This is a genomic window from Butyrivibrio sp. TB, assembly GCF_900110805.1.
Lineage (GTDB): Bacteria > Bacillota > Clostridia > Lachnospirales > Lachnospiraceae > Butyrivibrio > Butyrivibrio fibrisolvens_C.
Genome location: NZ_FOER01000003.1, coordinates 23,773 through 50,556, shown reverse-complemented (window position 1 = coordinate 50,556; position 26,784 = coordinate 23,773). Strand labels below are relative to the sequence as shown.

Genomic DNA, 26,784 nt, shown 5'->3' with positions numbered 1-26,784 from the left:
GATAATTTTTTTGTGAAAGATTTTATCTTACTTATTTATTTTTGGAGGTATTGAACATGGAAGATAAGGAGATACTTGGATACATTGATCACACTCTTTTAAAGGCTTTTTCAACCTGGGATGAGATCGTAGCACTTTGCGATGAGGCTGTAAAATACGGAACAGCTTCTGTATGTATTCCACAGTCATTTATAAAGAGAGTCCATGAGAAGTATGGAGATAAGCTTACAGTATGTACTGTTATAGGCTTCCCTCTTGGATACAATACAACACATTCTAAGGTTGTTGAGGCACTTGATTCTATCGAGGCTGGTGCAACAGAGATAGATACAGTTGTTAATATCGGTGATGTTAAGGATGGCCGTTTTGATGAAGTCAAGAAGGAACTCATGGAGATCCGTAAGGCTACAGAAGGTCACTGCCTTAAGGTTATCATCGAGACATGCTATCTCACAGACGAAGAGAAGAAGAAACTCTGCCAGATCGTAACAGAGGTTAAGGCTGATTTCATCAAGACTTCTACAGGCTTTGGTACAGCCGGCGCAACAGTAGAGGATGTTAAGCTCTTTGCACAGAACATCGGACCTGATGTTAAGATCAAGGCAGCAGGCGGAATCAGAACTATCGAGGATGCTAAGGCTATGATAGATGCAGGCGCATCTCGTCTTGGCTCATCAGCAGTAGCACCACTTATCGGTGCTAAGTACAATATGTAATATATTTTTTAATATCAAGATCAGTGTCATAAGTACCTATGATACTGATGACATTTGAAATTATAGTGAAAGAAGGATCCAAAAAATGGAAAATGTGGCAGTGAAGAATCGTCTGTCCCTTCTTCGTGCAAAAATGCAGGAGTATGGAATAGACTACTACATGATGCCAACTTCGGATTTTCATAACTCCGAGTATGCAGCAGATTTTTTTAAGGCAAGAGAGTATTTTACAGGCTTTACAGGCTCTAACGGAACAGTCCTTGTAAGCAGTGACTGGGCAGGTCTCTGGACTGACGGCCGTTATTTTATACAGGCAGAGAAGGAGATCGAAGGAACCGGTGTAACTCTTTATCGTATGGGCAATGAAGGAGTACCTACACTTTCCGAGTATCTCAAAGACAATATTAAGAAGGGTCAGGTTCTTGGCTTTGATGGACGTGTTATCTCTACAGCTATAGGACTTTCTCTTGAAAAGAGTCTTGAGGACCTGGATATAACATTTTCCTATGAAAGAGACCTTGCTGATGAAGTATGGACAGATCGTCCGGCTCTTCCATGTCATAAGATCTATAAACTTAGGGAAGAACTTTTTGGCAAGAGCTTTAAAGAAAAGCTTGCAGATGTTCGTGCCAAGATGTCTTCATACAAGTGCGACAGTCATTTCCTTAGTAAGCTTGATGATATTACATGGCTCACAAACCTTCGCGGCAATGATGTTGAGTGCAATCCTGTAGCTTTATCATATGCTTTTATCACAATGGATGAGTTCCATCTGTTCGTGCAGGAAGAAGAGCTTACTGATGATGTAAGAAAATATCTTAGCGATAATGATGTTACTGTTCATGGCTATCATGAAGTAATAGATTTCCTTAAGAATAGAAATTATACAGGCAATATACTTGTTGATAAGAATAATATCAACTATTCTACTTACAGAACACTTATTAAGGCAGCAGGCAAGGACAAGCTTGTATACAATGACAATCCTACTGAGCTCATGAAGGCTATCAAGAATGATACAGAGATCAGAAATATCCGTGAAGTATACCTTCGCGATAGTGCTAAGCTCTGCGAGTTCATGTACTGGGTTAAGACCAATGTTGGCAAGATTCCGATGACAGAGTACAGTGCTGCTATGAAGCTTGATTCTATGCGTGCTGAACTTCCGGGATTTATAGAGCTTTCATTCCCGACAATAAGTGCTTATGGCGCTAATGCAGCAATGATGCATTATGAAGCAACTGAGACTGATTATGCAGAAGTTAAACCTGAAGGAATGCTCCTTGTAGATTCAGGCGGAACATACGAAGGCGGTACAACAGATGTTACAAGAACTATGGTTCTTGGACCTATATCTGATGAGATCAAGAAGCACTATACAGGCTCTTGTATATCTATGCTTCATCTTGCAGATGCCAAGTTCCTTAAGGGATGCACAGGCAGAAACCTTGATATCCTTGCAAGAGAACCCCTTTGGGCTATGGATATAGACTACAAGTGCGGTACAGGACATGGAATCGGATATATGCTCAATGTTCATGAGGGTCCTCATAACATCCGCTGGCAGTATCGTGAAGGAATGAAGGAATATGAGCTTGTTCCGGGTATGATAGTATCTGACGAGCCTGGTGTTTATAAGGAAGGAAGCCACGGAATCCGTCTTGAGAACATAATTGAAGTTGTAGAAGGTACTAAGAATAGTGACGGTCAGTTCCTTAAGTTTAATTTCCTTACATATGCACCTATAGATCTTGAGGCAATAGATACTCAGTATATGCAGCAGTATGATATAGATCTTCTTAATGCATATCACAAGGCTGTATTTGAAAAGGTATCACCTCTTATCAAGGATCAGGCTATAGTTGACTGGCTCAAGGAGCAGACAAGACCTATCAGCAAATAATAAAGGGATTCTTGTTTTTTATGTACATACTTTAAAGAATGTATGATAGCTGAAAACTTCGTATTTTATGTAGGACATAAATACAGGACATCAGCATATTAAAAGGGTATTAAAATGGTATATGTTTCCACTTTTAGAAACATATACCATTTGTATAAAAGCGAAAAAAGTTCGGAGGGAGCTAAATATGATTTGTAATGTGTGTGGAAAAGAGTATCAGGATGGTAATGCATTCTGCCCTTATTGCGGGTCAAAAACAGCAGCGCCTGGAAGCCAGCCCCAGATGACATATGGAGCTAGTCAAGGCGGTCAGCAGTATGGAGCGATGCAGCAAGGACAGGGACAACAGTACACAGGTCAGGTTCAGGGCCAGCAGTTTGGGGGACCTGGACAGGGTCAACAGTATGGAGGACCGGCTAATGGCCAGCAGTATGGAGGCCAAGGTCAGCCACAGCAGTTTGGAGGAGTAGGTCAGCCTTATGGCCAGCCTCAATTTTATAACGGACCTATGCAGCAAGAGCCGCCCAAGAAAAAGAAAAGCCATAAAGGTGCGATAATAGCAATACTTCTTGTTATTGTACTTATTGGATGCGGTGTTGGCGGATTTTTTGGCTACAAATGGTATCGTAACAATTGTTTAGAGAATGCACTTGCCGATGGTGAAGAGCAGTATGCTGACGGCAATTATGATAAAGCTATATCTTTTTATAAAGAAGCACTTAAATATGATGAAGAAAACAAGCAGGCTCTTGATGGAATCAAGAAGTCAGAGCTTGGTAATGCACTTGCAGATGCAAAGGCACTTTGTGATAAGGGATCTTATGATGAAGCAATAGCAGCATATGATAAGATCCTTGAAGATTATCCTGATAATGAGGATGCCACCAAGGGTAAATCAGATACCAAGAAGGCTAAACTTCAGGCACAGATAGCAGCTGATCTTGAAGTTGCTAATGGATATCTTGATTCCAAAGATTATGAAAATGCTATAACAGCCTACGAGACAGTTCTCAAAGAAGACAGCGGCAATGAAGAAGCTAAAAGCGGCATTGTAACAGCATATAATGCGATCATTGATGCAGATATTGCAGCATCAGACTATGAGACAGCAATGGAAGATGCACAGAAAGCTCTTAAGGCAACAGGAGATGACAGCTTCCAGACAAGAATGGATGATGAGATCTCTCCTAATCTTATACCTGATGTAGATGATGCTTTAGAAGCAGCTGATGATTATCTGATGGATACAACCGGTCTTAGCGCTTCTATCAACAATACCATAGAGTTTTCTATGACTATGAGTTCAGGAACCTATGATTTTGATGGAGAGATAAATGCTTCATTCAAGGGTACTTATGATGATGACACCATAGATCAGGCATATACAAGTTTGGAATATTATATTGATGATAACGAAGGCGATAGTCTTGTAGGACATCATTCAGAAGAGATATTCTGTGATGGCAAGACATTTTCATCCAATTATGATGGTGGCGGATGGGAAGCTGATACAGATGATAACCAGTATTCATATTATGGTATCATGCTCTCTGATAGTATTCTGTTCGATGTAGATCTGATCTCTGATTGCACGATAGATGATACTACTACCGAAATTGATGGAAGACAATGCTTCGTGATCCGTGGTACATTTGGTGCAGGAGATGCAGATACACTTGCAATGTATGCAGAGTTTTTCTATGGTCTTGGTATTGGAGACGATGTAGATTCAGTTACAGCTGAAGTTGTATTGTATCTAGATGCAGAGACATTTGCACCTGTCCGTCAGGAGATAGTGCTTGACAGTCTTGATATGTCACATTTTGCTTCAGATATTTCAGATGCAATGGGAGAAGATGGTATTAAGGTATCAGATGCTACATGTAAGTTTACAATCACTTATGATTCATATGAAGAAGTTGGCGATTTAACACCATCTGATTATTAAATTATCATAATAACAAATGCAAATATAAATTTTCAGTTTATTTATGAAAATGTAGTTGCAATTTGTAGAAGCTGTTATATAATGATGGTAGAAGAACTCGAAAGAGTTCACCTGAGATGTTCGACAATCCTGTCAGTTTTTGAACCTACAGTTACTTTAAACGGGAATCCTATATCTCCTCATTTTCAATGTCACGCCTCCGGCCCTGCGCGTGCGCAGATCAAGCTAAGGGAGAGGAAGACAGCGACTGAGGCTGCGGTAACCCACCTGGCGTTCGCTAGGAGTCAAAAAGCAGGAAACGACATCACCGGGTACAACATGATGACAATGCCGGCGACAACATAGTTTGTCGTCGGCAACTTTTTTATTAATGACTCAAACTTCCCACTTTGATGATACTGTACCGCTTAAGTGGGAGTTAATGACTTACAAGCGCATGCAGTGAGTACCTATATTTATTTGAAATAGGCCCAACTGCATGATATAGTTAAAAGAGTAGATTAAAAATATTTATTCTGGAGGATATTGATGAATAAGAAGAGCAGGAATACAATCATTGGATCTATTGTAGTAGTCATGCTTGCAGTTATTGCAGCAGTTGTAGTATCCGGAATCTCTTTCTGGAACAGTTCAGTAGATTCAGAGGCAGCAGGAAGACCTGTAAAGATCGATTCTGTTACCATTGTGGGAAGTGACGTTGTAGCACAGATCTCATGTAGTTCTATTCCGTCAAGTGATGATGGAGTCTTCTATCTCTATGGAGATGAAGTATATGAAGATGGTGCAACCGGCAAGGTAGTTGCAACTACCAAGACAGCTAAGAGTGCGACATTAACATTCCCTCTTAATCTTAATTCAGAAGATTCAAATCTTAGCCGTAAATTCCTTGTAGTAGTCGAGCAGGGTGGTAACCTTGTTCAGGTAAGTGATGAGCACTATATTACAAATCCTGAAGCTGTAGCAACTTATACATCTATTCGTAATGACCATGGTATCAAGGGTCTTCTTGCAGATCTTGAGATGGAAGATGTATATGAACTTTCAGAGCTTGGCCTTCAGCAGGTTATCTATAACTTCGATCTTGGTACAGTATGCGGACTTACAGATGATCCTGCATATCCTACTATCGAGTATACATATGACGGAACAACATATTATTTTAACGGTCATACAGTAACAAGCTATGACACACTTATATCTCAGTGGAACAACATGGGACTTCAGGTTACTATGGTAATCCTTAATTCTGATGATGTTCAGTCACCTTATACAGCTGACCTTATGCATCCTGATTCAAGAGACGGACATGAGTGCCCCGGATATGCTTTTAACACAGCAGAAGAGGGCGGTACTAAGCACCTTAAGGCTATCGCAGCATTCCTTGGTGAGAGATATTCCGGAATGACTGGTCATGGCCAGGTTGATAACTGGTGTATAGGTAACGAAGTTAATGCAAGAACTGAGTGGTATTACCTTCAGTCAGATGATCTTGATACCAATGTTAATGCTTATGTAAAGGCATTCCGTATCTTCTATAACGGCATCAAGTCAATGAACGGCAGTGCTAATATCTACAATTCGATCGATCAGGAGTGGAACCGTAAGTCCAATCCCGGATGTTTCCTTAGTAAGGCATATCTTGATACATTCAATTACTACATGAACAGAGAAGGTAACATTAACTGGGGACTTTCATTCCATCCTTATAACTCACCACTTTTTGATCCATATGCATGGAAGGGACAGTCACAGTATGTAAGCAGAAACATTAAGACACCTTACATCACAATGCAGAATATCGATGTTCTTATCGATTATATGCACCAGGCTGATTTCCTTGCACCTGACGGAAGCGTACGTAGTATCTCACTTGCAGAGCAGGGCTACACTTCAAGCTTTGGCGAAGACTATCAGAGTGCTTCACTTGTGTATAGCTACCTGATGGCAGCATCTTATCCTGATATTGATGCATTCCTTCTGTTCAGACAGACAGATAATGCTCATGAGATGGAATCCAATCTTGCTCTTGGTCTTAATAACCTTGACGGAACTCATAAGCCTGCATACTACTTCTATCAGGCAATGGGAGCTGCTAATCAGCAGGAGTACATTGATAAGGCTTCCAATATCATCGGAATGGATGTACAGTATCTTGTAGATAACAGAATCCTTCTGACAAGAAGCGGCTGGTCATTAAACGACTGATGCGTATATTGTTTTGAATAAGATCATATAAATACTAAAGGCTATCTAAACCGTACGAATGGAATAGATAGCCTTTTTTGAATTCAAGGAGACTTAGCAGATGGAAAGAAAAAAATTTATAAGAGTTCCTATAAACCAAAAAGCAAAGCGGCGATTCAAGATCGTCGCTTTCGCTATCTTAAACGTAGTTTATGAAATTGTTGACTGCTGGTACAAGTCGATGATCTTGTATAGTTCTGTATTAGGATCGTCGATCATCTTGATCTGTGTATCCAGCTGAAGGAGCTGATCCTGGTCAGCTGATCTCATCTTCCATTCAGGAAGGCCTTCGCCATTTGGATTGCCGGTCTTTGCGAAGTTGACCCAGTACTGTTGCATTATTTCTGAGAGCGCGTAATCTTCTTCATCGTAGAGCCCAGGGTGTCTCCAGAGATTACCATAGGCGTAGGGGAGTTCGCCTGCGTGATAGTTGGATAGTATATTATTTGTTTTAGTAAAATAGTATTCGTAGCATGGGACATTCTGCGCTATCAGATAATTGTTCCATACATAATGTGAATAGCTAAACCATAGAGCAGAATAGCTTATGTTAAGAGCTCCCTTGGCATCTCCCATTGCATCTACTATGAAGTGCTGATCTCTTTGTGGAGAGTCTGCCGGCACAACTTTGGCCATATCATCTGCATAGGGGCCAAGTGCATCTGCCAAAAGCTCTACATAATTATCACTTGTTGCCTTAGTTCCTAAAAGGAATGCATCAGCTTCTTTTGCATTAAAGCCGTTTAGAAGAGCTTTCTCATGGTTTTGACCCTTTTCATAGGTTAGATATGGCTGCTCAACTATCGCATAGCCATCTATAGTCATAGCTGACTGGACAGAAGAGGATGTAAGAAGCTTATCAGCAGGAATATCTCTAAGCTCTTTGGACGAAGATACTCCAAACTCATCTCTTACTATATCGCCCTGCTCTAAAGCTTCATCATAGCTTCTGAAAGTATGATAGGGCTTATAAGCTACTATTCCACTAGACTCGGCAATTGCATATCTAAATAGTCCTTCTGTTAGAGGAGATACGCACAAGGCATTAACACTTGAAGCTCCGGCTGACTCCCCGGCGATGGTTATCTTCTCGGGATCACCGCCAAAGGCTTCTATATTGTCATATACCCACTGGAGCGCAGCTATCTGGTCGAGGAGTCCGTAGTTACCTGTGGTGCCATTCTCAGATTCTGCTTTAAGGTCATCGGCAGTATAGTAGCCGAATACTCCAAGGCGGTAAGCGAAGTCTACGAATATAACGCCTCTTTTAGCCAGATCTTCACCTCTGTACTCTGTATATGAAGGATGGCCTGTAGTAAGGCTTCCTCCATGGATGTAGAAGATAACAGGAAGTGGCTCATCACCGGCATCTTCCGGTGCGAATATATTAAGATACAGGCAGTCTTCACTCATCTCTTCAATATACTCATCTCCGAATTTGATCTGATAGTCATGCCAGCCCAGAATGTGTGAGAGACTATCATACAAGGGATTTGACCTTGACTGCATAGCCATAGGGCCGAATTCATCACATTCTCTTACCCCTTCCCAGCTATCAGGAGATTGAGGCTCTTTGAATCTAAGATCACCAATAGGAGCTTTGGCATAGGGGATGCCGGCATATACCTTTACCGAGTGATCTTTATTATAAACACCTGTAAGATCGCCTTGAGAGATACTGACTACCTCTGTAACATCGGGATTATTGTTGTCTACAGCAGGAACTCTCTTGTAAGGCGGCGTGGTAGATATATAATTTATTCCAAATACTGCAAAAAGGATTATCCATAAGAGTAGTGAAGTCTTAAATGATGAGCTTCCTGATCTTTTGAAAAATAAATGTGCGATAATCACACCACATGATGCCATTATTCCGATAACCCAGCTGATAAGTATATTTTTGGACAATTCCAAAACAGCTATATATAGTACAGTTATCAGAATGATTCCAATATAAAAAAGCATTACTGGTTCTCCTTGAGTAAATAAATTGCACACAATCGAACATGCAAGAGTTATTCTATACTATATTCGGCAAAATGTCACAGATAATAAAATTATTTTTTTATAAACTAAAAAAGGAGCTGTCATAAGACAGCCCCGGTGATATTATTTGATTATTTCTTCTTGCCGTTAACAGCGTCCTTAAGAGCCTTACCAGGTTTAAACTTAGGAGCGATAGCTGCAGGAATCTTGATTGTAGCGCCAGTCTGAGGGTTCTTACCATTTCTTGCAGCTCTCTTAGCTGTCTCGAATGTACCGAAACCAACAAGCTGTACTTTGCCTTTCTTCTTCAGAGTCTTTGTTACAGCATCAACAAATGCCGTAACTGCCTTTTCAGAATCTTTCTTTGAAAGACCTGTCTGCTTTGCGATTGCATCAACGAGTTCTGCTTTGTTCATCTGTTTTTCCTCCGTTTAAGTAGTGAAATTAACTAACTAAGCACATTCTAGCACTGTGAGTGCAAAAAAACAAGCATAAATAGACGGTTTAAGATAAAATAATCGAAATTTTTCGCTTCATACCTTGATTTGTGTGATAATTAAGCCTAAAAATGCACTTATTCACTCTGATTTTCTACATCGTACTCAAAGAGAATGCTAATTTTATGCCATTTTCTTTAATCACAGTACAGGGTTAATTATGTACAATGACCTACCGACTGGTAGTATAATAGTTCGTATTAGACTACTCAAACTTTATGCTTGAATGGAGCAGTATCATTAAAGCTTAAAGTTTGAGTTAAAATACTTAAAAGGATAATGATATGATTATTGTTTTGTGTGCGCTGTATCCTGAAGCGGAGCCTGTCATAAAGAAGCTGTCCTTGAAGCAGGACAAGGCAGATAGATTTTATAAAAAGTATTGTAATAATGATAATAGTATATGCCTTTATATTACGGGCCCGGGGCCTATAAACGCTGCAACTGCAGCTTCCTACGCTCTAGCTGAAAATAAGACTGATATTGATGACATACAAATAGTTAACTTCGGAAGTTGTGCTTTTCTTGATGGTAATCTAAAGCCGTCCGGGATCTGCCTGTGCAGCAAGATTGTTAATATTGATAGTGGCAGGACCTTCTATCCTGATATGCTCCTTAAGTCAAGCCTTGATGAAGCGACAATAGTAACAGGCAGCAGGATCTATGAAAAGAAGTTTGAAAATGGCAAAGACGAATCCCTCGTTTCTAACAATGAGGGGCGAACTTTGCAGGAATCTTTTTTAGAAAAAACAGTTCCTTTTTTATATGACATGGAGGCAGCTGCTATATATGAGGCAGCTTCTCATTTTATAGGGCCTCATCAGATGCATTTCCTAAAATATATCACAGATGAAGGTGATGGCAGGATCACTCCAGAGATTGTGAGAACAAGAGCACAGGAGTCACAGGATGACGTAGTAGAATATCTGAAGTCTCTTGAACTTCTTGCAGATAATCTGGCAGTATCAGAGTTAAGCGATGGGCTTCTTTCTATACAGGATCGTCTCATAGAAGACCTCCATGCCTCTTTTACCATGCAGCATCAGATACACCAGCTGCTTAGATATGCTGATATTGCCGGCATAGACTTTGAGAAGATTCTTACAAAGCTCTATGACGATGGCAAGCTTCCATGCAGAGATAAGCGCCAGGGTCTTAAAGTGTTAGAAGAAGTAAGAGCATACATAGATGGCAGTACTGAAGCTACGGAGTGATGTTTCGGTGCCAGACCGTTTTCTTAAAGTATTTAACCGGAAATATATCTAAATCTTCCTGAAGGTGAAGAACCTACAAAGGAGGAGCTGCAGCGAGCAGAAACAGATAAACACTGATATTATAAGGAGCTTCAAACCTTGTGCTTGGAGCTCTTTTTTCGTACAATAAAGGAACATATTGATTATGAGTTTTTGGATTTGTGGAGACCGGAGATATGGACGGAGAAGATATTTTTCAAAATGCTTTTAAGCATATATATGTAGAAAAAGAATTATTAGGCAATGGCAAAGCAGATATTATCCTGAGTCACTTTCCTGATTCACGCGTAATTGTAATAGATCATTACAAAGATGTATTCAACAGGAAAAGACAGGATTTTAGTGCTCAGCGCCTCGCAAGAAATCTGATACTGGCATCCAAAAAAGGTCGCCTTGTATATGACGGAGCTCCTGTATGTCAGGATTTTGGTAATAGCCATTTTTATTATACGTCATGTATCATGAACTGCCTGTACGACTGCGAATATTGCTATCTAAAAGGAATGTATCCTTCTGCAAATCTTGTTGTATTCGTGAACATAGAAGATATATTTAAAGAAGTAGAAGAGCTGCTTTCAAAGTTCCCTGTATATCTGTGTGTATCCTATGATACAGACCTTATGGCACTTGAGAGCCTTACCGGATTTGTATCAAAATGGGTAGAGTTTACTAAAAGTCATGAAAATCTTACAATTGAAATACGTACCAAATGCGGAAGAGGTGACCTGGATATAGAGCCATGTGACAGAGTTATATTCGCATGGACTATTTCGCCAGACCCTGTCATTAAACAGTATGAGCACGGCACTGCAAGACTTTCAGCAAGGCTTGAAGCTGCCGCTCATTATCTGGAAGCCGGATGGCCTGTAAGACTATGTTTTGATCCCATGATCTATATTCCGGGTGGTCATGAAAACCCTATGCCTGGAAAAAACTGGAAACAAGTTTACAGCGGTATGCTGGAAGAAGTAAGTACAGCTATAGATATGACTAAGGTAAGAGACTTCAGCGTAGGAAGTTTTAGAATATCAGAAGCTTATCTTAAGAAGATGAGAAAAGTAATGCCGGTATCTTCTGCGGTGCAGTATCCATATATTCTGGATGAAGGATACTATCACTACCCAAAGAAACTGACAGAAGAGATGGAGTCTTTCCTCACAAGTAAGATCTTAAAAATCTGCCCTGATGCCAAGATATTCAGGTGGGAAGAGACGTAAGTTTGAAAATGTTCCATTATCAAAAAAACAAATTGATGCCGCGAGCTCCGTCAATTTGAACCATTAGTAATTTGTTTTGCTCGCGACATGAGGTTAAGCATGAATAATGTAAATGCAAACATCAATAATAGAGAAGAATGCAGAAACGATAAAGATGAATACATAAATAATAGAGAAGATAACATAAATACTAAAGATGAAAATCTAAACAATAAAGCCGTCCTCCTTACAGGCGCATCCTCAGGCATAGGAGAACAGATAGCTCTCATGCTATGCAGCGAAGACTATATAGTATACGGAATAGGCAGAGACTTTACAAAGACAGATGATACACTTATAAGTAACCCAAACTTCAGAAAGATAGCCTGCGATATCACAGATACAGATGCCCTTGTGAGGGAAGTAAAGGCTATAAGGAAAGAAAATGATATAAACATCCTTATCAATAATGCAGCCTGCGCCTACTACGGCCTCCACGAAGAGATAAGCCCCGATAAGATCAGGAAGATGGTCAGAACCAATTTAGAAGCGCCCATGATCCTAACTCAGATCCTTCTAAGAGACCTAAAGAAAAGCGGAGGTGTTATAATTGACATCTCATCTGTCACAGCTCTTGCATCATCCAATCCTCATGGCGCAGCTTATGGTGCAATTAAAACAGGACTCCTTAGCTTTGGCAACAGCATATTTGATGAAGCCAGAAAGTACGGCGTAAAAGTCACCACCATCATGCCCGATATGACAAGAAGTAACCTATACAGAAACGCAGATTTTGAAGCAGATGATGCTTCGAAAGCAAGTCTTGATCCTGCAGAAGTTGCAGAGACGGTAAAATACATACTAGAACGCCCCGAAGGCGTAGTAATACCACAGATTGTCCTTAGACCTCAACTACATAGAATTAAGAAAAAATAAAATGCTAACATAAAAAGTGACGTTCATTTGCTGAACGTCACTTTTTCAAATGATACTAATCAATTTTTTGAATATCTAAGTAATATCCTAAAACCTCACCAACATCAGTGCACTTTCCACGAATAGTGACAGTATCACCTATGATCATATCCATAATCTCAATATACTGATCCTTATAATTGAGGGATTATAAATACAGAACTAAAAGCAAATAACTTATATTTATCACTTGCAGAACATGAGTCGTCCAATTGGAAGGTGCAATATTCCTAAAGACTTTGCCGGGGCTGGCAGAATATAAATCGTTGACAAGCTTTATAATTGGTTTATAAAATTCATGAGCGTGATAGATGGAGCTTTTTATTCTGCATGGGGTCTGCATGTTTGAGCGAAGCGAGTTTCAGACCCCGGAATAAAAAGCTCCAGATATCATGCCATGAATTTATAAAACAATTATAGCTTGTCAATGATTTATATTCTGCCACCCCCGGCAAAGTTTTTGGGGATATTGCACCTCCCAATTGGACGGCTCATGTTCTGCAAGTGATGGCGCAGACGTACATAAAAAAATCCACACCGCTTCTTGGAAGAAGCAGGTGTGGATTTTTGAATTACTTGTTCAGTTCAACTTCGTCCCATGTATCACGAGGAACAAGTGCAACATAAGTCTTACCTGTGTTGATCTGAAGCTCCTGTGAGTAAGAAGAATCTGTGAAGTAGTATGTGAGAGCTTCCTGTGAACCCTTGATCCACCAGATCGGGATGCACTGACCCTTTGTAAGGTAGTAACCTGTGCACTGATCACCGTTATCAAGATAGTTGTAAACAAGGTATCCGTTCTCATCAAGCTGTGAATGGCTTGTGTTCTGAAGGATTACATTGTCGAATGCAAGAGGCTCATTGTCTTCTGCATCAAGGTGAGCATCACCATACTCATAGTACTCATACATCTCTGTATCAGGGTTGTACTTAAGAGTTGAGCTGTTGTGATAGAAAGGAAGAACAACTTCTGTTACGTCAGAAACCTCTGTTCCCTCTGCAGCAAGATCAACTGTTGTACCATAATCTGTGAAATAGAACTTCTCGCCATCTTCAAAACGGTTTTCATTGTAAGTAGTAGAGATGTTTGAGTTAGAGAAAGCCTTGTCAAGATCTCCAGATACGATATACTCTGTGAACTCACGGGACTTACCGTTGTTTACACGAGAGAAGATACCTGAGAAGTGATCTGCGAACAGGTTCTGCTTGAAGTAGCTGTCATTGTAGTAAGGACCACCATCGTGGCACAGTACTGCGTTGAACTCAGCAGCAAGTACGATGTTAGTAGGTCTTGTACTTCTGATACTTCCGAGCTGTTCGATAGACTCCCAGTCCTTGAAGATGCACATAAGACGTGTGATACGATTGTTCTTAGTGCTGTTCATAAGTTCGTAAACGATATCTGCTTCAGCTGTTCCGTAGTGAGGAAGTGCTGTAAGCTCGTTATCAACCATAACAGCGATAGGACGCTGATCCTTTAGAGACTCGTCGATAGGCTCGCCTGTAAGTTCGCTAAGGTACATTCCTTCAGGAACTTCAGTTGTTGTAGTAACTTCCTGACTTACATCTTCTGTAGTAGCATCTGTTGTTGTAGTATCAGAAGGTGTTGTCTCAACTGCTGTAGCTGATGAACCGATTGTAGATGGCTGTGTGCCTGCATCATTAGAGCTACATCCAACGACCATAGCGGCACAAAGACCTGTTACAAAAAGAGAAGCAAATCTTTTTTTCATATTCATGACTCTTTCTGACTGCCCTTGTATTTAATGGGGTTAGACAGTCTGTTTAGTTTAGTGGCAGGTAAAAACCTGCCCATCTATTTTATCAAAAACAAGTTTATGGTACAACCTTTATCTGAAATTAAACTGAAAAATGACAATTTTTGGGTAACCTGTCAAAAGAAATGAACATTTTTTCCGAATAAAAAAATAGTATCTGCGGCGCAGCTGCTTTATGCGAAGGGTGCAAGCATTCTGGCAGTGTGGTAGAATATAAAAAGTAAAAAACTAAAAATGAAAGGCATATCATGAGTAATATCACAGAGAACTTAGATGAAGTTGAAAAGAAGATTCAGGCTGCCTGTGACAGGGCTAAAAGGCCAAGAGAGTCAGTTACACTTATAGCTGTAAGTAAGACCAAGCCTGTATCTGATATCAGAGAAGCTATGTCGCATGGAGCTACTGTCTTTGGAGAGAACAAAGTTCAGGAGCTTCGTGACAAGACTTCCCAGATTACGGAAGATGTTCACTGGCATATGATAGGACACCTTCAGAACAATAAAGTCAAATATCTGCCCGGAATGGTAGATATGATCCATTCGGTAGATAATTTAAAGCTGGCCCAGGAGATTGAGAAGCAGGCAGCTAAGCACGATATTGTCATGGACATATTATGTGAAGTCAACATGGCAGGAGAGGATACCAAGTTCGGACTTGCTCCTTCTGAGTGCATTCCTTTTATAGAGAGCATCAAGGATTTTGAACATCTGCATATCCGCGGCCTTATGACTATCGCCCCTTATACTGAGGAACCTGAGTCTAACAGACAGTATTTCAGAGGGCTTAAAGAGCTTTTGAATAAGGCCAATGAGATGAAACTTACCAAAGAGCCTATGGATACTCTGTCTATGGGCATGACAGGAGACTATGAAGTTGCCATAGAAGAGGGTGCTACATTTGTTCGTGTCGGCACAGGAATCTTTGGAGAGCGTAACTACGCTATATAAAAATGTATTTTGATTTTATATCCAGGAATTAACAGATGAATAGCGAAGAAGCCAGCGAGTAAGATGACGGTCTTGTCTGATCCTATACGGGAGGAAGTGGACTTATGTATTATTATGTAGCACAGAACAACTTTGCAGGTGGTGACGGATCAAGAGAACATCCTTTTAAAACTATACAGGAAGCTGCTAATGTGGCACTTCCCGGTGATGAAATCATCGTCTCTCCCGGCATATACAGGGAGAGAGTTGATCCGCCGTTAGGCGGCGAAGAAGGTATGCCCATAGTATACAGAAGCTCAAGTCATCTTGGCGCAGTGATAACGGGAGCAGAGAAGGTCGGCCCTTGGAAAAGAGAATCTGAGAGCGTATGGTCATGCGAAGTTCCTAATTCTGTCTTCCCGGAGCGAAATCCCTTTACTGAGTTTGTAAGAGGAGACTGGTTTGATGTAAGGAAGAAGGCTCATCTTGGAGATGTGTTCCTGAACGGAAGGTCCATGTACGAGGTCTTTTCATATCAGGAAGTTGAAAAGCCTGTGACCAGGAAGTCTTCCTGGAATCCGGGTGATACGCTCTTTGTCTGGTATTGCGAGCAGTCGAGGGATGGACTTTATACTGTATTTAAGGCCAATTTCAGAGGCTATGATCCTAATATAGAAAATGTTGAGATCAGTGTTCGCAGTACCTGCTTTTATCCAAGCAAAGAAGGCATAGGATATATTACGCTCTCTGGTTTCAAAATCTGTCAGGCAGCTACCAACTGGGCACCTCCTACTGCGCATCAGGAAGGAATGGTGGGACCCCACTGGTCCAAGGGCTGGATCATCGAAGACTGCGAGATAACTGAATCCAAGTGCAGCGGTATCTCGCTAGGCAAGTATCTGCAGCCTGCTAATGAGAATAAATGGACTACTACCTATCTCAAAGACGGCACACAGACCCAGAGGGATGCTGTATGTCAGGCCTTGAATGAAGGCTGGGACAAGGAGACAGTAGGTTCTCATATCATCAGAAGATGTAACATCCATGACTGTGGCCAGACAGGTATCGTGGGACACATGGGCGGCATCTTTTCTACAATTGAAGACAATCATATCCATCATATAGGATGTAAAAATAACCTTGCAGGTGCTGAAATTGGCGGTATCAAGCTTCATGCGGCTATAGATACTCTTATAAGACGTAATCGCATAGATCACTGCATACGGGGACTGTGGCTTGACTGGCAGGCACAGGGTACCAGAGTTACCGGTAACCTTTTTCATGATAATGTCCCGCCTGTGGGAACACAGATAGATAGCGGACTATCTCTTGGTGAAGATATATTTGTCGAGGTTTCTCATGGGCCGACTCTTATAGACAATAACCTCTTGTTATCAGATATTGCCTGCAGGCTGTCAACACAGGGGATCGCCCTTGTCCATAACTTTATCGCAGGTTCTTTTACCTATGTAGGTAAAGGGACTGATAATGGCGGGCATATATTTGCTACAGACAGGTATACTCCTTATCACGTGCCGCACTCTACTATGATAGCCGGATTTATGACTATCCTTCATGGTGATGCAAGATTTTGTAATAATGTATTCGTTCAAAAACCTGTCCGTGATGATCTTCAAGTGTATCTTGAATCAAAGAGTGCTACAATAGGTAAGTTGACAGCTCTGTCCTGTGGCACTATCGCATACAAAGATTATCCGTCTATGGAAGAGTATCTGTCAGGTTTTAAGACAAGACCTTCCAATAGGGATGTTTACTATGATCATCTGCCGGTATATTTTGAAGGCAATTATTATTTTAACGGTGCTCTTCCATCTCCCAAGGAAAAGGATGCATATGTTGACAACAAGCACAAGGTCACCTTCAGGATATCAGATGAAGGTAATGAGTGTGCATTTATGACCAATCTCTTTGCTTTTATGCCAAGGGGAGAAAAAAGACTACTTACTTCCAAAGAGCTTGGGACTGCCTTTGAGCCAGAGCAGAGATTTGAAAACCCGGACGGCTCTGTTATAGTCTTTGATACTGATTTTATCGGTAATCACAGACCTTTGATGCCTTCGGCCGGGCCTTTTGAGTATCCGTCTGAAAGGTATGTCCTTTTCAGGTCAGGAAGCTTTAGGAATCCTGTACTTATAGAGGGAGTGCGTCCGGGACTATCACAAAAGAGTATTACTTCGCCTTCTAAAGCTGAGGCGGCCTATGATAATCAGAATATTGAAGATGCTTTGAAGGCAGATGCTGCAGTTACAGGCAGTCAAGGCTCAGATAGAGGCATGCAGTTACAGACAGGTAAGTTTGTGATTGAAGAGATAGAAGGCAATATAGATTATAAAGATGGCAAAGATATTAAAAGTAGTAATAATATAAAAAATAGTAAAGATAGTAATGCTATTAAAAACATTAAAAAAAGTATAAGCTCATCCGAAGCTTCTATAGAAGAGAGTGCAGATTATACAGCTGTGGATGATAATGATTCATCCGGCACTGCTTCCAAAGATGCAGAGCATGAATCCAATGTTTTTGACAGTGCAGATATATCATCGCGTGACAGGAAGAAAAATCTCCACTGTCAGATAGCACTTGTGGATTGCGAAAATATATCCGTCACCTGCAGGGAACAGATAAGGCATGTGTCAGAGATATTCATAGAAGACAATATAGCCTGGGTTCATCTTGAAGGTGATAGTGGGATCACAGAAATTGACTGTGCTTACGGAATATGTCATTATATTCCTTCCTGGAGTATGGAAGCGGAAGATACCGTAAGTGTTCAAAGAAGTGACGGTACCATGGCTCTTGGAAGGTGCATTGCTGCGCTTCTTCGCATATATATTGATAAGGATCTTCAGGATCCCGATATCATGGAAGAGCGTGTTAGCATGCAGGAAGGCCCTGTCCTTAATCATTATGGCATCCAGCTTCGCTTTGCCAACAGGCAGCTTAAACTTGTAAGAAACAAGAAGTTCCTTAGCCTTGTACAGGCAGCAGAAGCTGTAAGGCGTGCATCAGGAGATGTTATAGTAGAAGAGATCTGATAAATAAATAATAGATAGGAAAACGTTAGGTTATGTATTGGTATTTTGTAAGACACGGTGAGACCAGGTGGAATAAAGAAAGGCTCTTTCAGGGAGCTACCGATATTCCCCTTGATGATACCGGAAGAGATCAGGCTCGTGAAGCAGGGCTTAGACTTAAAAATGAGGGGATAAGTATCAAAAAGGTATACTCAAGCCCTCTTGACAGAGCCATAGAGACGGCAGAACTTATAACAGGGATTGACAGATCACAGTTTGTAGTTGATGAGCGCATCAAGGAGATGTATTTCGGAGAGCTTGAAGGCACAGACTATGATATTGTCAAGGCCAGGGAAAAAGAGCTTTTTGAAAACCCGCAGAAATACGTTAACTGCGAACCTAAAAAAGGCGTTGAGACTTATGACAGTATAGTTGGAAGAGCAGGAGATTTTATTTTTTATCTTAAAGATATGGAAAAAGAATATGAGCCTTCTGATTGTATACTGATACAGACGCATGGTGCATGCATGAGAGCGCTTCTTACTAATCTAAGAGGCAGTGATCTATCTGATTTTTGGAATATCAAAGTCGGTAACTGTCAGTTCTTTTGCTTTGAATGTAAGGATGGCAATATATCTGAAATTGATATACAAAGGCTAAATGAAGGCACCACAGGGGGCAAGGTATAGAGATTAGCCCCTGGTCTAAAACAAGACCAGACCCAAATGATAAATAATAACGGCAGTTATTGCCGATGTACGAGGCACACATGGCACAGACAAATAGAAAATGGTATCAGCTGGACAATGCGGCCAAGATCATCCCGTCAACAGTCCAGGGAGCCAACACAAGAGTATTCAGAATAAGCTGCGAACTTAAGGACTTGGTCAATCCTGCTATCCTACAGGAAGCCCTTGACGAAGTAATAGAGGAGTTCCCATATTTTAACAGTGTTTTGAGAAAAGGACTATTCTGGTATTATCTCGAACACCGTGATAATCTGCATCCTTTTGTTGAGGAAGAGAACCTTCCACCATGTTCACAGATCTATTTTCCCGGTAGAAAGACACTTCTTTACAGAGTATTTTATTACAGGAATCGTATCAATCTTGAGATGTTCCATGTTCTTGCGGATGGAACAGGAGCGCTTATTTTCTTTAGAAAACTGGTTACAGTATATGTATCCAAAAGGTATAATCTTAACCTTTCAGACTGGAATGAAGAGACATCTTCCAAGGAAGAGAAGGATGATGATGCCTTCCGTCACTTCTATCAAAGGTCAGTAGGACTTAAGCAGCTCAAATCCCTTTCAAGTAAGAGAGCATATTCTCTTAAGGGTGATCCGGACCCTGACAGACAGCCCCATCTCATAGAAGGCTGCGTATCTGTATCACAGTTCAAGAAGCTTGCAAAAGAGTACAATACCTCAGTAGGTATCATGGCTACATCTGTTTATATAGCAGCTGTTATTGATGAGATGAGTGTGCGTGACAGGAAAAAGCCCATAGTTGTAAGCGTACCTGTTAACCTAAGGCAGTACTTCCCTTCAGAGACAACCCGTAATTTCTACGGTACTATCACAATAGTATACGATCTGTATAAGCAGGGTGAGGAACTTCCTGAGATCATAGAATATGTCAAGCAGTCATTTGCAGATCAGCTGTCCAAAGACAAGATCACAATGACCATGAACTCATATGCAGCTTTAGAGCACAATATAGCTGTTAAAGTTGTCCCTCTTTTTATTAAGAATTTTACTGTTCAGGGTATCAACAGAGTTGCCAAGAAGGGCGTGACAAGTACCATGTCCAATCTTGGTAACATTGACATGCCGCCGGAAGTTGGGGTCTACATTGACAGATTCTCATGCTTCATGACTGCTATATCAGAACAGATATGCGTATCCAGCTTCAAGGACAAGATGGTCTTTGGTGAAGTCAGCGCATATACAACCCATGAGATCATGCTCCATTTCTTCAGAAGACTTGTAAAAATGGGAATAGATGTAGAAGTCACAAGCTCTGATCACAATGTGGATATAGATACAGTCCTGATCTGGGAGAAGAATCAGGAGAGAGAAGTAAAGTTTGAAAAACCGGAAGAAGAAAACGGTGATATGGAAGGAGAACCTGTCTGATGCAATACTGTCCTAAATGTAAAGTCAAAGTTAGAGGATATAAGACAGAGTGCCCCTTATGCCAGGGACGCCTTACAGGAACACCTGAGGCACCTGCATATCCTGTTCTTAAGAAAAGAGTTTCAAGAGTATCACTTCTTAAAATACTGACATTTATTCTGGCAGTAGTCGTTATCATAATGCTGTCTGCAAGATTCATCCTGGTTCATCAGATCGGCAATACCGATTCTTCATGGCCGGGAGTAGTCATAACTGCTAGTTTTGTAGTATGGGTTGATATGGTAGTAGCTATCATGCTTCGAGGCAATATACTAAAGCTTGTAACTTTCGAAGCCTATGCGGTGATGCTTATATCCTATTGTACGGACCGCGTTTTTGGAAACCGCGGCTGGGATATAGCATGGACGATACCTATGACTCTTATAGCACTTTTGTGTTTTACTATACTGATAGGGATTGTGACAAGAGCCCATCTGGAAGACTATGTCAATTATCTTATATTTGACTTCGTTGTAGCTATGATCCAGCTCATACCGATAATCCGTGAGACCAATATATTCATGTGGCCTGCGGTAATATGTGTTGCACTATATCTGATACTTGCTGCAGCGATCATTCTGTTCAGGTTCAGAGACCTTAAGAATGCGTCTGCCAAATTCTGGAACATGTAAGGGAACCATTAGCCGCTCGCTTTGCTCACGACATGAGGTTAGAAAATGCCACAAAAACAACAGACTAACAGTGATAATCTAAAACGCGGACTGGCTTTTGCCTACCGCGTTGGTGACTATTTTGAGAATAGTGTAAGTGATATGATCGCCAATACTCATCTGGGAGTAGCAAAACTTGGCGACAATGAAGAGCCGTCTATAAACACCTGGTACAGGGTCGATATCCCCAAGGGACTAACAGGAGATGGTTCGGAATATTATATTTATATCAAAAAAGGTAGTTCCAAAAACCTTCTTATCTTTCTGTCAGGAGGGGGAGTTGCCTGGAATTCCTATACAGCTGCAAGACCCTCTTCAGGAGGAACTATTACTGCCGGAATGCCCAATTTTTACTGGAGCAATCTAAGACCTTTTACACAGATCATGAATATCCGTTCCGGCATCACAGAAGATATAAATCCCAGAAACAAGTTCAAGAATTTCTCACAGGTCATCATAACTTATGCTACAGGGGATCTCCATGTCGGCAACAACGATTATGAGTTCAAGAATAGTGAAGGCGCTGATGATGTGATCCATTTTCATGGGTATACTAATTTTAGAAGTGCTATGGAAATGGTAAAAAAATACTTCAAGACTCCCAAAAAGCTCCTGATAGCAGGAGATAGTGCAGGTGCCTTTGCAGTTCCTGCTCTTGCGGGTGAGATCGTAGACGACTATTATCCAAAGTGTGAGGATATCACGGTTCTTTCGGATAGTGGACAGTTTCTGTATGATGGATGGCGGGATACTGCCAGAGACATCTGGAAGGCTCCGGATGAGCTATGGCAGGCTATTACTTCTGATAATATAACAGTTGACTGGTATAGAAGACTTTATAACAAATACGGAGACAGATTTAGATATCTGTATTCGTCGTCAACTCATGATTATCTTCTGAGCGCTTATTACAATGATGTAGCCAATAAGATCTTTGCTTCTGACAAGGATATACAGGCAGAGTTCTATGAACAGATGAAAGTGATGCTGACGCAGCTTAGGCAGATCAATCCTGAATTTCATTTTTATATTAATAACTTTAAGAACAAAATGGTCATGAAGAGCGGGATGAAAGGCGGAACGATCCATACTAACATCAGGAACCTTAACTTCCATCTTCCAAATGCTGAGGGCGTATCCATGGAGAAGTGGCTTTACGATGCAGTGCATGACAGATGCTATGATAGCGGCATGAGCCTTGTGGAATGAGTTTGTTGCTAAGGATGATGGATTCATATGATCAGATTCCGAAATAGACTTAAGAATACCTAATACAATTAAGAATGCCAAATACAAAATAGAACAGGGAAGAACTATATGAAAAGAAATTTTAAAATGAAAATAAGATACGACGGTACGAGATTTCAGGGATGGGAATCTCAGCCCGGTGTAGAGATGACTATTGAAGGTAAGATAGAGACTGTCCTTAGAAGGATGCTTGAAGATGAGATGGGTGAAGGAGCTTTAACGAGCGAAAAAACTTCTCTCAAAACTCTTGGCAAGATCTCAGGTGAAGATGCCGCGGATAATAACTATAATACGGCTTTGATAAATGCTGGCATGCCTGTTAAAGTCATAGCTTCCGGTCGTACAGATGCAGGTGTTCATGCCATAGGCCAGGTTGCCAATGTTCATCTTGATACTGATATGACATCAGCAGATATTCAGAGCTATCTTAATAGATATCTTCCGGATGATATTGCTATTGAAGATTTAAAAGATGCATCTGAAAGGTTTCATGCAAGATACAATGCTCTTGGTAAGACTTACAGATATACCTGTTACTACGGGGACAGTAAACCTGTTTTTGATCGTAAATATGTGAATGTTCTGGATCAGGAGCCTGATGTAAGGGCTATGAGACAGGCAGCAGAATATCTTATAGGAACTCATGATTTTAAGAGCTTTTGTGCTAATCCTCGTATGAGGAAATCTACTGTAAGATGTGTCGATTCTATTGAGATAGAGAAGGAAGGACCATATATCAGGATGTATTTTCATGGTAACGGATTCCTTCAAAATATGGTGAGGATCTTGTCAGGAACTCTTCTTGAAGTTGGTTTTGGAAGGATGACTCCGGAGAGGGTCGGAGAAGTTCTTGAAGCCAAGGACAGAAAGCTTGCCGGTCCTACTGCCAAGGCGCAGGGACTGTGCCTTATGGAAGTTGATTATTGATTAAGTTGTAATTTTGCACTTGCCAAACATACACCATCCTTTGTAGCAGCACCGATGCGGACAGTTTATAATGCATTTTCGTATCTTGAATGTGTTATAATTCAGGGCACGATATCTGAATCTTTATATTCTAGGGTCCGAAACTCGCTTACGCTCAGACATGCGGACCCTAAGAAGAATATAAAGATCCATCTATCATGCTCCTGAATTTAATAACACATTCAAAGATACGAAAATGCATTATAAACCGTCCGCATCGGTGCTACTTCAAAGGATGGTGTATGTTTGACAAGTGCGAAGCTTGATTGACAAATACTTACACGTGGACAAGTCACTATCCCTAAAGTCGTTACAGGGATAGCGACACGTTCAAGTATAGAAATCAGAGTCGAAAAATTTTAATAATCTATATCCACATTGTGAACGCATTGTGATATCATAATAAATGTAATAACGTCAACATCTTGGGCTGATCATTGATCCTTGTGATGATGAAGCGCTATATATGCGCTTAGACGGTATTTTATTCTGTGTTTATTCCCGGCGAAATAGAAAGAACTAATAAATCCAGCTTATATTCCGATAATAAATTTGGAGAATTATGTGTTTTTTAGTTGAAGCGATTAATTTAAGCCGTAAAGTCAAGGTATATCGAGCTTTTCTAGAATCATTTACTTTAGAATTCCACAGATCATTAGCATGAGAAGACTTTTTTTCATATAAATATTTCATGAATTAAATCCAGACTAATAATCTTAATCAAAAATGGAAAAGGAGATTTATGAGAGAGCGATATGAAACTCTGAAATTGTCAGATTTGCGCGCACTGGCCAAGATACGCGGGATCAAGTCTGTAACTACGCTTAAGAAATCTGAGATTATCGATGCTATGGTAGAGCTTGATGAGAAGGAACTTAAGACTGGGAACAAGGCTGTATCTGGCGCATCTGTGGCGCGGGATGTTTCAGATAAGAAGGTATCAGATAATACGTTGTCTGATAATGGGGATGCTGACAAGCCCTCTTCGGATAAGGGAGCATCAGATAATGCCTCTTTTGATAGTGGGGCAGCGCCTGCAAAGCCTCAGGGAGCTTCTGCAGGGCATGCACACGGCGATGGTCGTGACAGAAGACATGATAATAAACATGATATAAGGCATGATAATAAGAAGACTTTTATTAAGGATGCAAGGCAGGAATCAAGACCTGAGTCCAAAACAGATAGAAAAGATAATTCAGTAGATAAAGCTTCTGATAAGCCTATAGATAAGCCTGCAGATAAGCCTTCTGAAGAGCCGGCTACGCAGCAGGAAGTAAGCGGCGTTCCTGCATCAGGTATACTTGAAGTAATGCCTGACGGATTTGGATTTATCAGATGTGAGAATTACCTCCCCGGTGAAAATGATGTATATGTAGCACCGGCTATCATTAGAAAACTTGGACTTCGTACAGGTGATATCCTTGAAGGAATCGCAAGAGAGAAGTCCGGCAATGATAAGTTTGGAGCCTTGATAAAACTAAGCCTTGTTAACGGATATCTTCCGGAGATGGCAGCTACCAGGACCAGCTTCCAGAAGATGACACCTATTTTCCCTAATGAGAAGCTTAATCTTGAACGTGAAGGCGGTAGTATCGCCATGCGTATCATGGATCTTATATGTCCTATCGGTAAGGGTCAGCGTGGTATGATAGTATCTCCTCCTAAAGCCGGTAAGACAACTTTGTTAAAAGACGTAGCCAAGTCTATCCAGAAAAACTATCCTAAAATCCATCTTATTATTCTTTTGATAGATGAGCGTCCTGAGGAAGTTACAGATATCAAGGAATCTATAACGGGTGAAAATGCAGAGGTTATCTATTCTACATTTGATGAGCTTCCTGAGCATCATACAAGGGTTGCTGAGATGACAATAGAGCGTGCAAGAAGGCTTGTAGAGCACAAGAAAGATGTTATGATCTTAATAGACTCCATAACAAGACTTACAAGAGCCTACAATCAGGTAGTGCCGCCGTCAGGTCGTACTCTGTCTGGTGGTCTTGATCCGGCAGCTCTTCATATGCCAAAGAGATTCTTTGGCGCAGCCAGAAATATGAGAGAGGGCGGAAGCCTTACTATCCTTGCAACAGCTCTTATAGAGACCGGTTCCAAGATGGATGATGTAGTATATGAAGAGTTCAAGGGAACAGGTAACATGGAGATGATCCTTGACAGGAAACTTCAGGAAAGAAGGATATTCCCTGCTATCAATATTCCGAAATCTTCTACAAGAAGAGAAGACCTTCTGCTTATGCCTGATGAACTTGAAGCAGTTAATCATATGCGTAAGGGCTTCAATGGACTTAAGGCAGATAATGCTGTAGATCAAGTCATCAACCTCTTCTCACATACGCGTAATAATCACGAGTTTGTCAGGATGATCCAGAGGCAGATGCTGTAATAAGATTTGGGATTCATGAGATTTTATATATTTACAGTTTTAAAATCTAAATGAACTTGACAATCATTCTCAAAATGATGTATTGTAAAGACGGTCGGAATATTATCATTCCGGCCGTCATTTTACGCCACATGTTAGCAAATGCTAATTAGCAGATGCTAACGCAAAAAAAGGGGATAGGACCCAATATACTAAAAGTATAGGCTGGCGTATGACATAAGGAGGAGAGATGTCTGAAGAAGAAGTTGTCTACTATGGGGCACCTACGCTTGCGGGGCTTAAGACTGGGAATCTTATGTCCTGCCCATATGAGTCCAGACAAAAGACCATGGATGAACTAAGAGTACTAAATGATGAGCTGGTTCCCAAGGGAATATGCCTGTACCCTCTTAGATTTCACAAGGGAAGAGTTCTTGTATATATGTTCAGACCTTCTTTTCTTCAAAGAGATCTAAGTGACAAAAGGGCCTGGGAGATCCTGGACGCAGCGGGGTACTCAAGATGCGACTATTCATCTTGCATGATGGAACTGATCAGAAGGCTTCGAAGCTGCAAGTCCAGCGAATTTTTTCCTCATGAGATAGGTCTTTTTCTAAGTTATCCTCCGGAAGATGTTAAGGGATTCATGGAAGATCCTGATGGCTGCAAATGTGTCGGAACCTGGAAGGTTTATGGCGACGAGCAGGCTGCCAGGAAGATGTTTGACTCTTTTAACAAATGTACAGATATCTATTGCAGAGAATGGAAGAGGGGGACTAAGCTCTCCAAACTCGCAGTTAAGATATAAAAATTTCTCTTGAAATTCATATAATGGCGTGAATTTCTAAAGATAAGTCAAATCAAATTTACCTAATAATGAAAGGAGACA

Annotated in this window: 19 protein-coding genes; 16 read left to right on the top strand and 3 right to left on the bottom strand. The window is 40.8% G+C overall.

From position 1 onward, the window contains the following. Positions 1-56 precede the first annotated feature (56 nt). The 4 genes from deoC to BMX21_RS02560 all read left to right on the top strand — a co-directional run bounded on the left by deoC (position 57) and on the right by BMX21_RS02560 (position 6,772). Positions 57-716, top strand: a complete 660-nt coding sequence (gene deoC, locus BMX21_RS02580) for a deoxyribose-phosphate aldolase (protein ID WP_092041006.1) — start codon at positions 57-59, stop codon at positions 714-716. Between the two features lie 85 nt (positions 717-801). Next, positions 802-2,619 (top strand): aminopeptidase P family protein, encoded by a 1,818-nt coding sequence (locus BMX21_RS02575; protein ID WP_034489272.1) that lies wholly within the window; start codon positions 802-804, stop codon positions 2,617-2,619. 187 nt (positions 2,620-2,806) lie between these two features. Next, positions 2,807-4,567: a zinc ribbon domain-containing protein gene (locus BMX21_RS02570; RefSeq protein WP_092041003.1), complete on the top strand. Its 1,761-nt coding sequence runs from the start codon at positions 2,807-2,809 to the stop codon at positions 4,565-4,567. Positions 4,568-5,095: 528 nt separating this feature from the next. After that, positions 5,096-6,772, top strand: coding sequence for a DUF5722 domain-containing protein (locus BMX21_RS02560; RefSeq protein WP_092041000.1), 1,677 nt, complete (start codon positions 5,096-5,098; stop codon positions 6,770-6,772). A gap of 189 nt (positions 6,773-6,961) precedes the next feature. On the opposite strand, the gene BMX21_RS02555 is transcribed toward BMX21_RS02560, so the two are convergent. Further along, complete coding sequence (locus tag BMX21_RS02555; protein ID WP_092040997.1) at positions 6,962-8,776, bottom strand: carboxylesterase/lipase family protein; 1,815 nt, start codon at positions 8,774-8,776, stop codon at positions 6,962-6,964. Positions 8,777-8,928: 152 nt separating this feature from the next. Continuing rightward, positions 8,929-9,213: an HU family DNA-binding protein gene (locus BMX21_RS02550; protein ID WP_022752599.1), complete on the bottom strand. Its 285-nt coding sequence runs from the start codon at positions 9,211-9,213 to the stop codon at positions 8,929-8,931. Positions 9,214-9,578: 365 nt separating this feature from the next. Here BMX21_RS02550 and BMX21_RS02545 point away from each other — a divergent pair, with 365 nt between their 5' ends. The 3 genes from BMX21_RS02545 to BMX21_RS02535 all read left to right on the top strand — a co-directional run bounded on the left by BMX21_RS02545 (position 9,579) and on the right by BMX21_RS02535 (position 12,679). Beyond that, positions 9,579-10,508, top strand: a complete 930-nt coding sequence (locus tag BMX21_RS02545; RefSeq protein ID WP_092040994.1) for a hypothetical protein — start codon at positions 9,579-9,581, stop codon at positions 10,506-10,508. A gap of 215 nt (positions 10,509-10,723) precedes the next feature. After that, positions 10,724-11,764 (top strand): SPL family radical SAM protein, encoded by a 1,041-nt coding sequence (locus tag BMX21_RS02540; protein ID WP_092040991.1) that lies wholly within the window; start codon positions 10,724-10,726, stop codon positions 11,762-11,764. 99 nt (positions 11,765-11,863) lie between these two features. Further along, positions 11,864-12,679 carry an SDR family NAD(P)-dependent oxidoreductase gene (locus BMX21_RS02535; protein WP_092040988.1) on the top strand — a complete coding sequence of 272 codons (816 nt, stop codon included), beginning with the start codon at positions 11,864-11,866 and terminating at the stop codon, positions 12,677-12,679. A 611-nt stretch (positions 12,680-13,290) separates the two neighbouring features. Here BMX21_RS02535 and BMX21_RS02530 read toward each other — a convergent pair. Further along, positions 13,291-14,451, bottom strand: coding sequence for a DUF3048 domain-containing protein (locus BMX21_RS02530; RefSeq protein WP_242952853.1), 1,161 nt, complete (start codon positions 14,449-14,451; stop codon positions 13,291-13,293). 293 nt (positions 14,452-14,744) lie between these two features. Here BMX21_RS02530 and BMX21_RS02525 point away from each other — a divergent pair, with 293 nt between their 5' ends. The 9 genes from BMX21_RS02525 to BMX21_RS02485 all read left to right on the top strand — a co-directional run bounded on the left by BMX21_RS02525 (position 14,745) and on the right by BMX21_RS02485 (position 26,703). Further along, positions 14,745-15,443: a YggS family pyridoxal phosphate-dependent enzyme gene (locus BMX21_RS02525; RefSeq protein WP_092040981.1), complete on the top strand. Its 699-nt coding sequence runs from the start codon at positions 14,745-14,747 to the stop codon at positions 15,441-15,443. A 104-nt stretch (positions 15,444-15,547) separates the two neighbouring features. Beyond that, positions 15,548-18,478 (top strand): right-handed parallel beta-helix repeat-containing protein, encoded by a 2,931-nt coding sequence (locus BMX21_RS02520; protein ID WP_092040977.1) that lies wholly within the window; start codon positions 15,548-15,550, stop codon positions 18,476-18,478. 32 nt (positions 18,479-18,510) lie between these two features. After that, positions 18,511-19,146: a histidine phosphatase family protein gene (locus BMX21_RS02515; RefSeq protein WP_092040973.1), complete on the top strand. Its 636-nt coding sequence runs from the start codon at positions 18,511-18,513 to the stop codon at positions 19,144-19,146. An 80-nt stretch (positions 19,147-19,226) separates the two neighbouring features. Beyond that, entirely contained in the window at positions 19,227-20,594 is a 1,368-nt protein-coding gene (locus BMX21_RS02510) for a hypothetical protein (RefSeq protein WP_022752590.1), read from the top strand. Then, positions 20,594-21,265, top strand: coding sequence for a DUF6320 domain-containing protein (locus tag BMX21_RS02505; RefSeq protein ID WP_022752589.1), 672 nt, complete (start codon positions 20,594-20,596; stop codon positions 21,263-21,265). The genes BMX21_RS02510 and BMX21_RS02505 overlap by 1 nt, the downstream gene beginning before the upstream one ends. Before the next feature lie 45 nt (positions 21,266-21,310). Beyond that, on the top strand, positions 21,311-22,513 hold the full coding sequence (locus tag BMX21_RS02500) for a pectin acetylesterase-family hydrolase (protein ID WP_092040969.1): 1,203 nt from the start codon (positions 21,311-21,313) through the stop codon (positions 22,511-22,513). Positions 22,514-22,621: 108 nt separating this feature from the next. After that, the gene (gene truA / locus BMX21_RS02495; protein ID WP_092040966.1) at positions 22,622-23,479 is read left to right on the top strand and encodes a tRNA pseudouridine(38-40) synthase TruA; all 858 of its coding nucleotides are present in this window, start codon (positions 22,622-22,624) and stop codon (positions 23,477-23,479) included. A gap of 781 nt (positions 23,480-24,260) precedes the next feature. Further along, complete coding sequence (gene rho / locus BMX21_RS02490; protein ID WP_092040963.1) at positions 24,261-25,916, top strand: transcription termination factor Rho; 1,656 nt, start codon at positions 24,261-24,263, stop codon at positions 25,914-25,916. A gap of 229 nt (positions 25,917-26,145) precedes the next feature. Beyond that, positions 26,146-26,703, top strand: coding sequence for a DUF3793 family protein (locus BMX21_RS02485; RefSeq protein WP_092040961.1), 558 nt, complete (start codon positions 26,146-26,148; stop codon positions 26,701-26,703). The last annotated feature ends 81 nt before the right edge of the window (positions 26,704-26,784 follow it).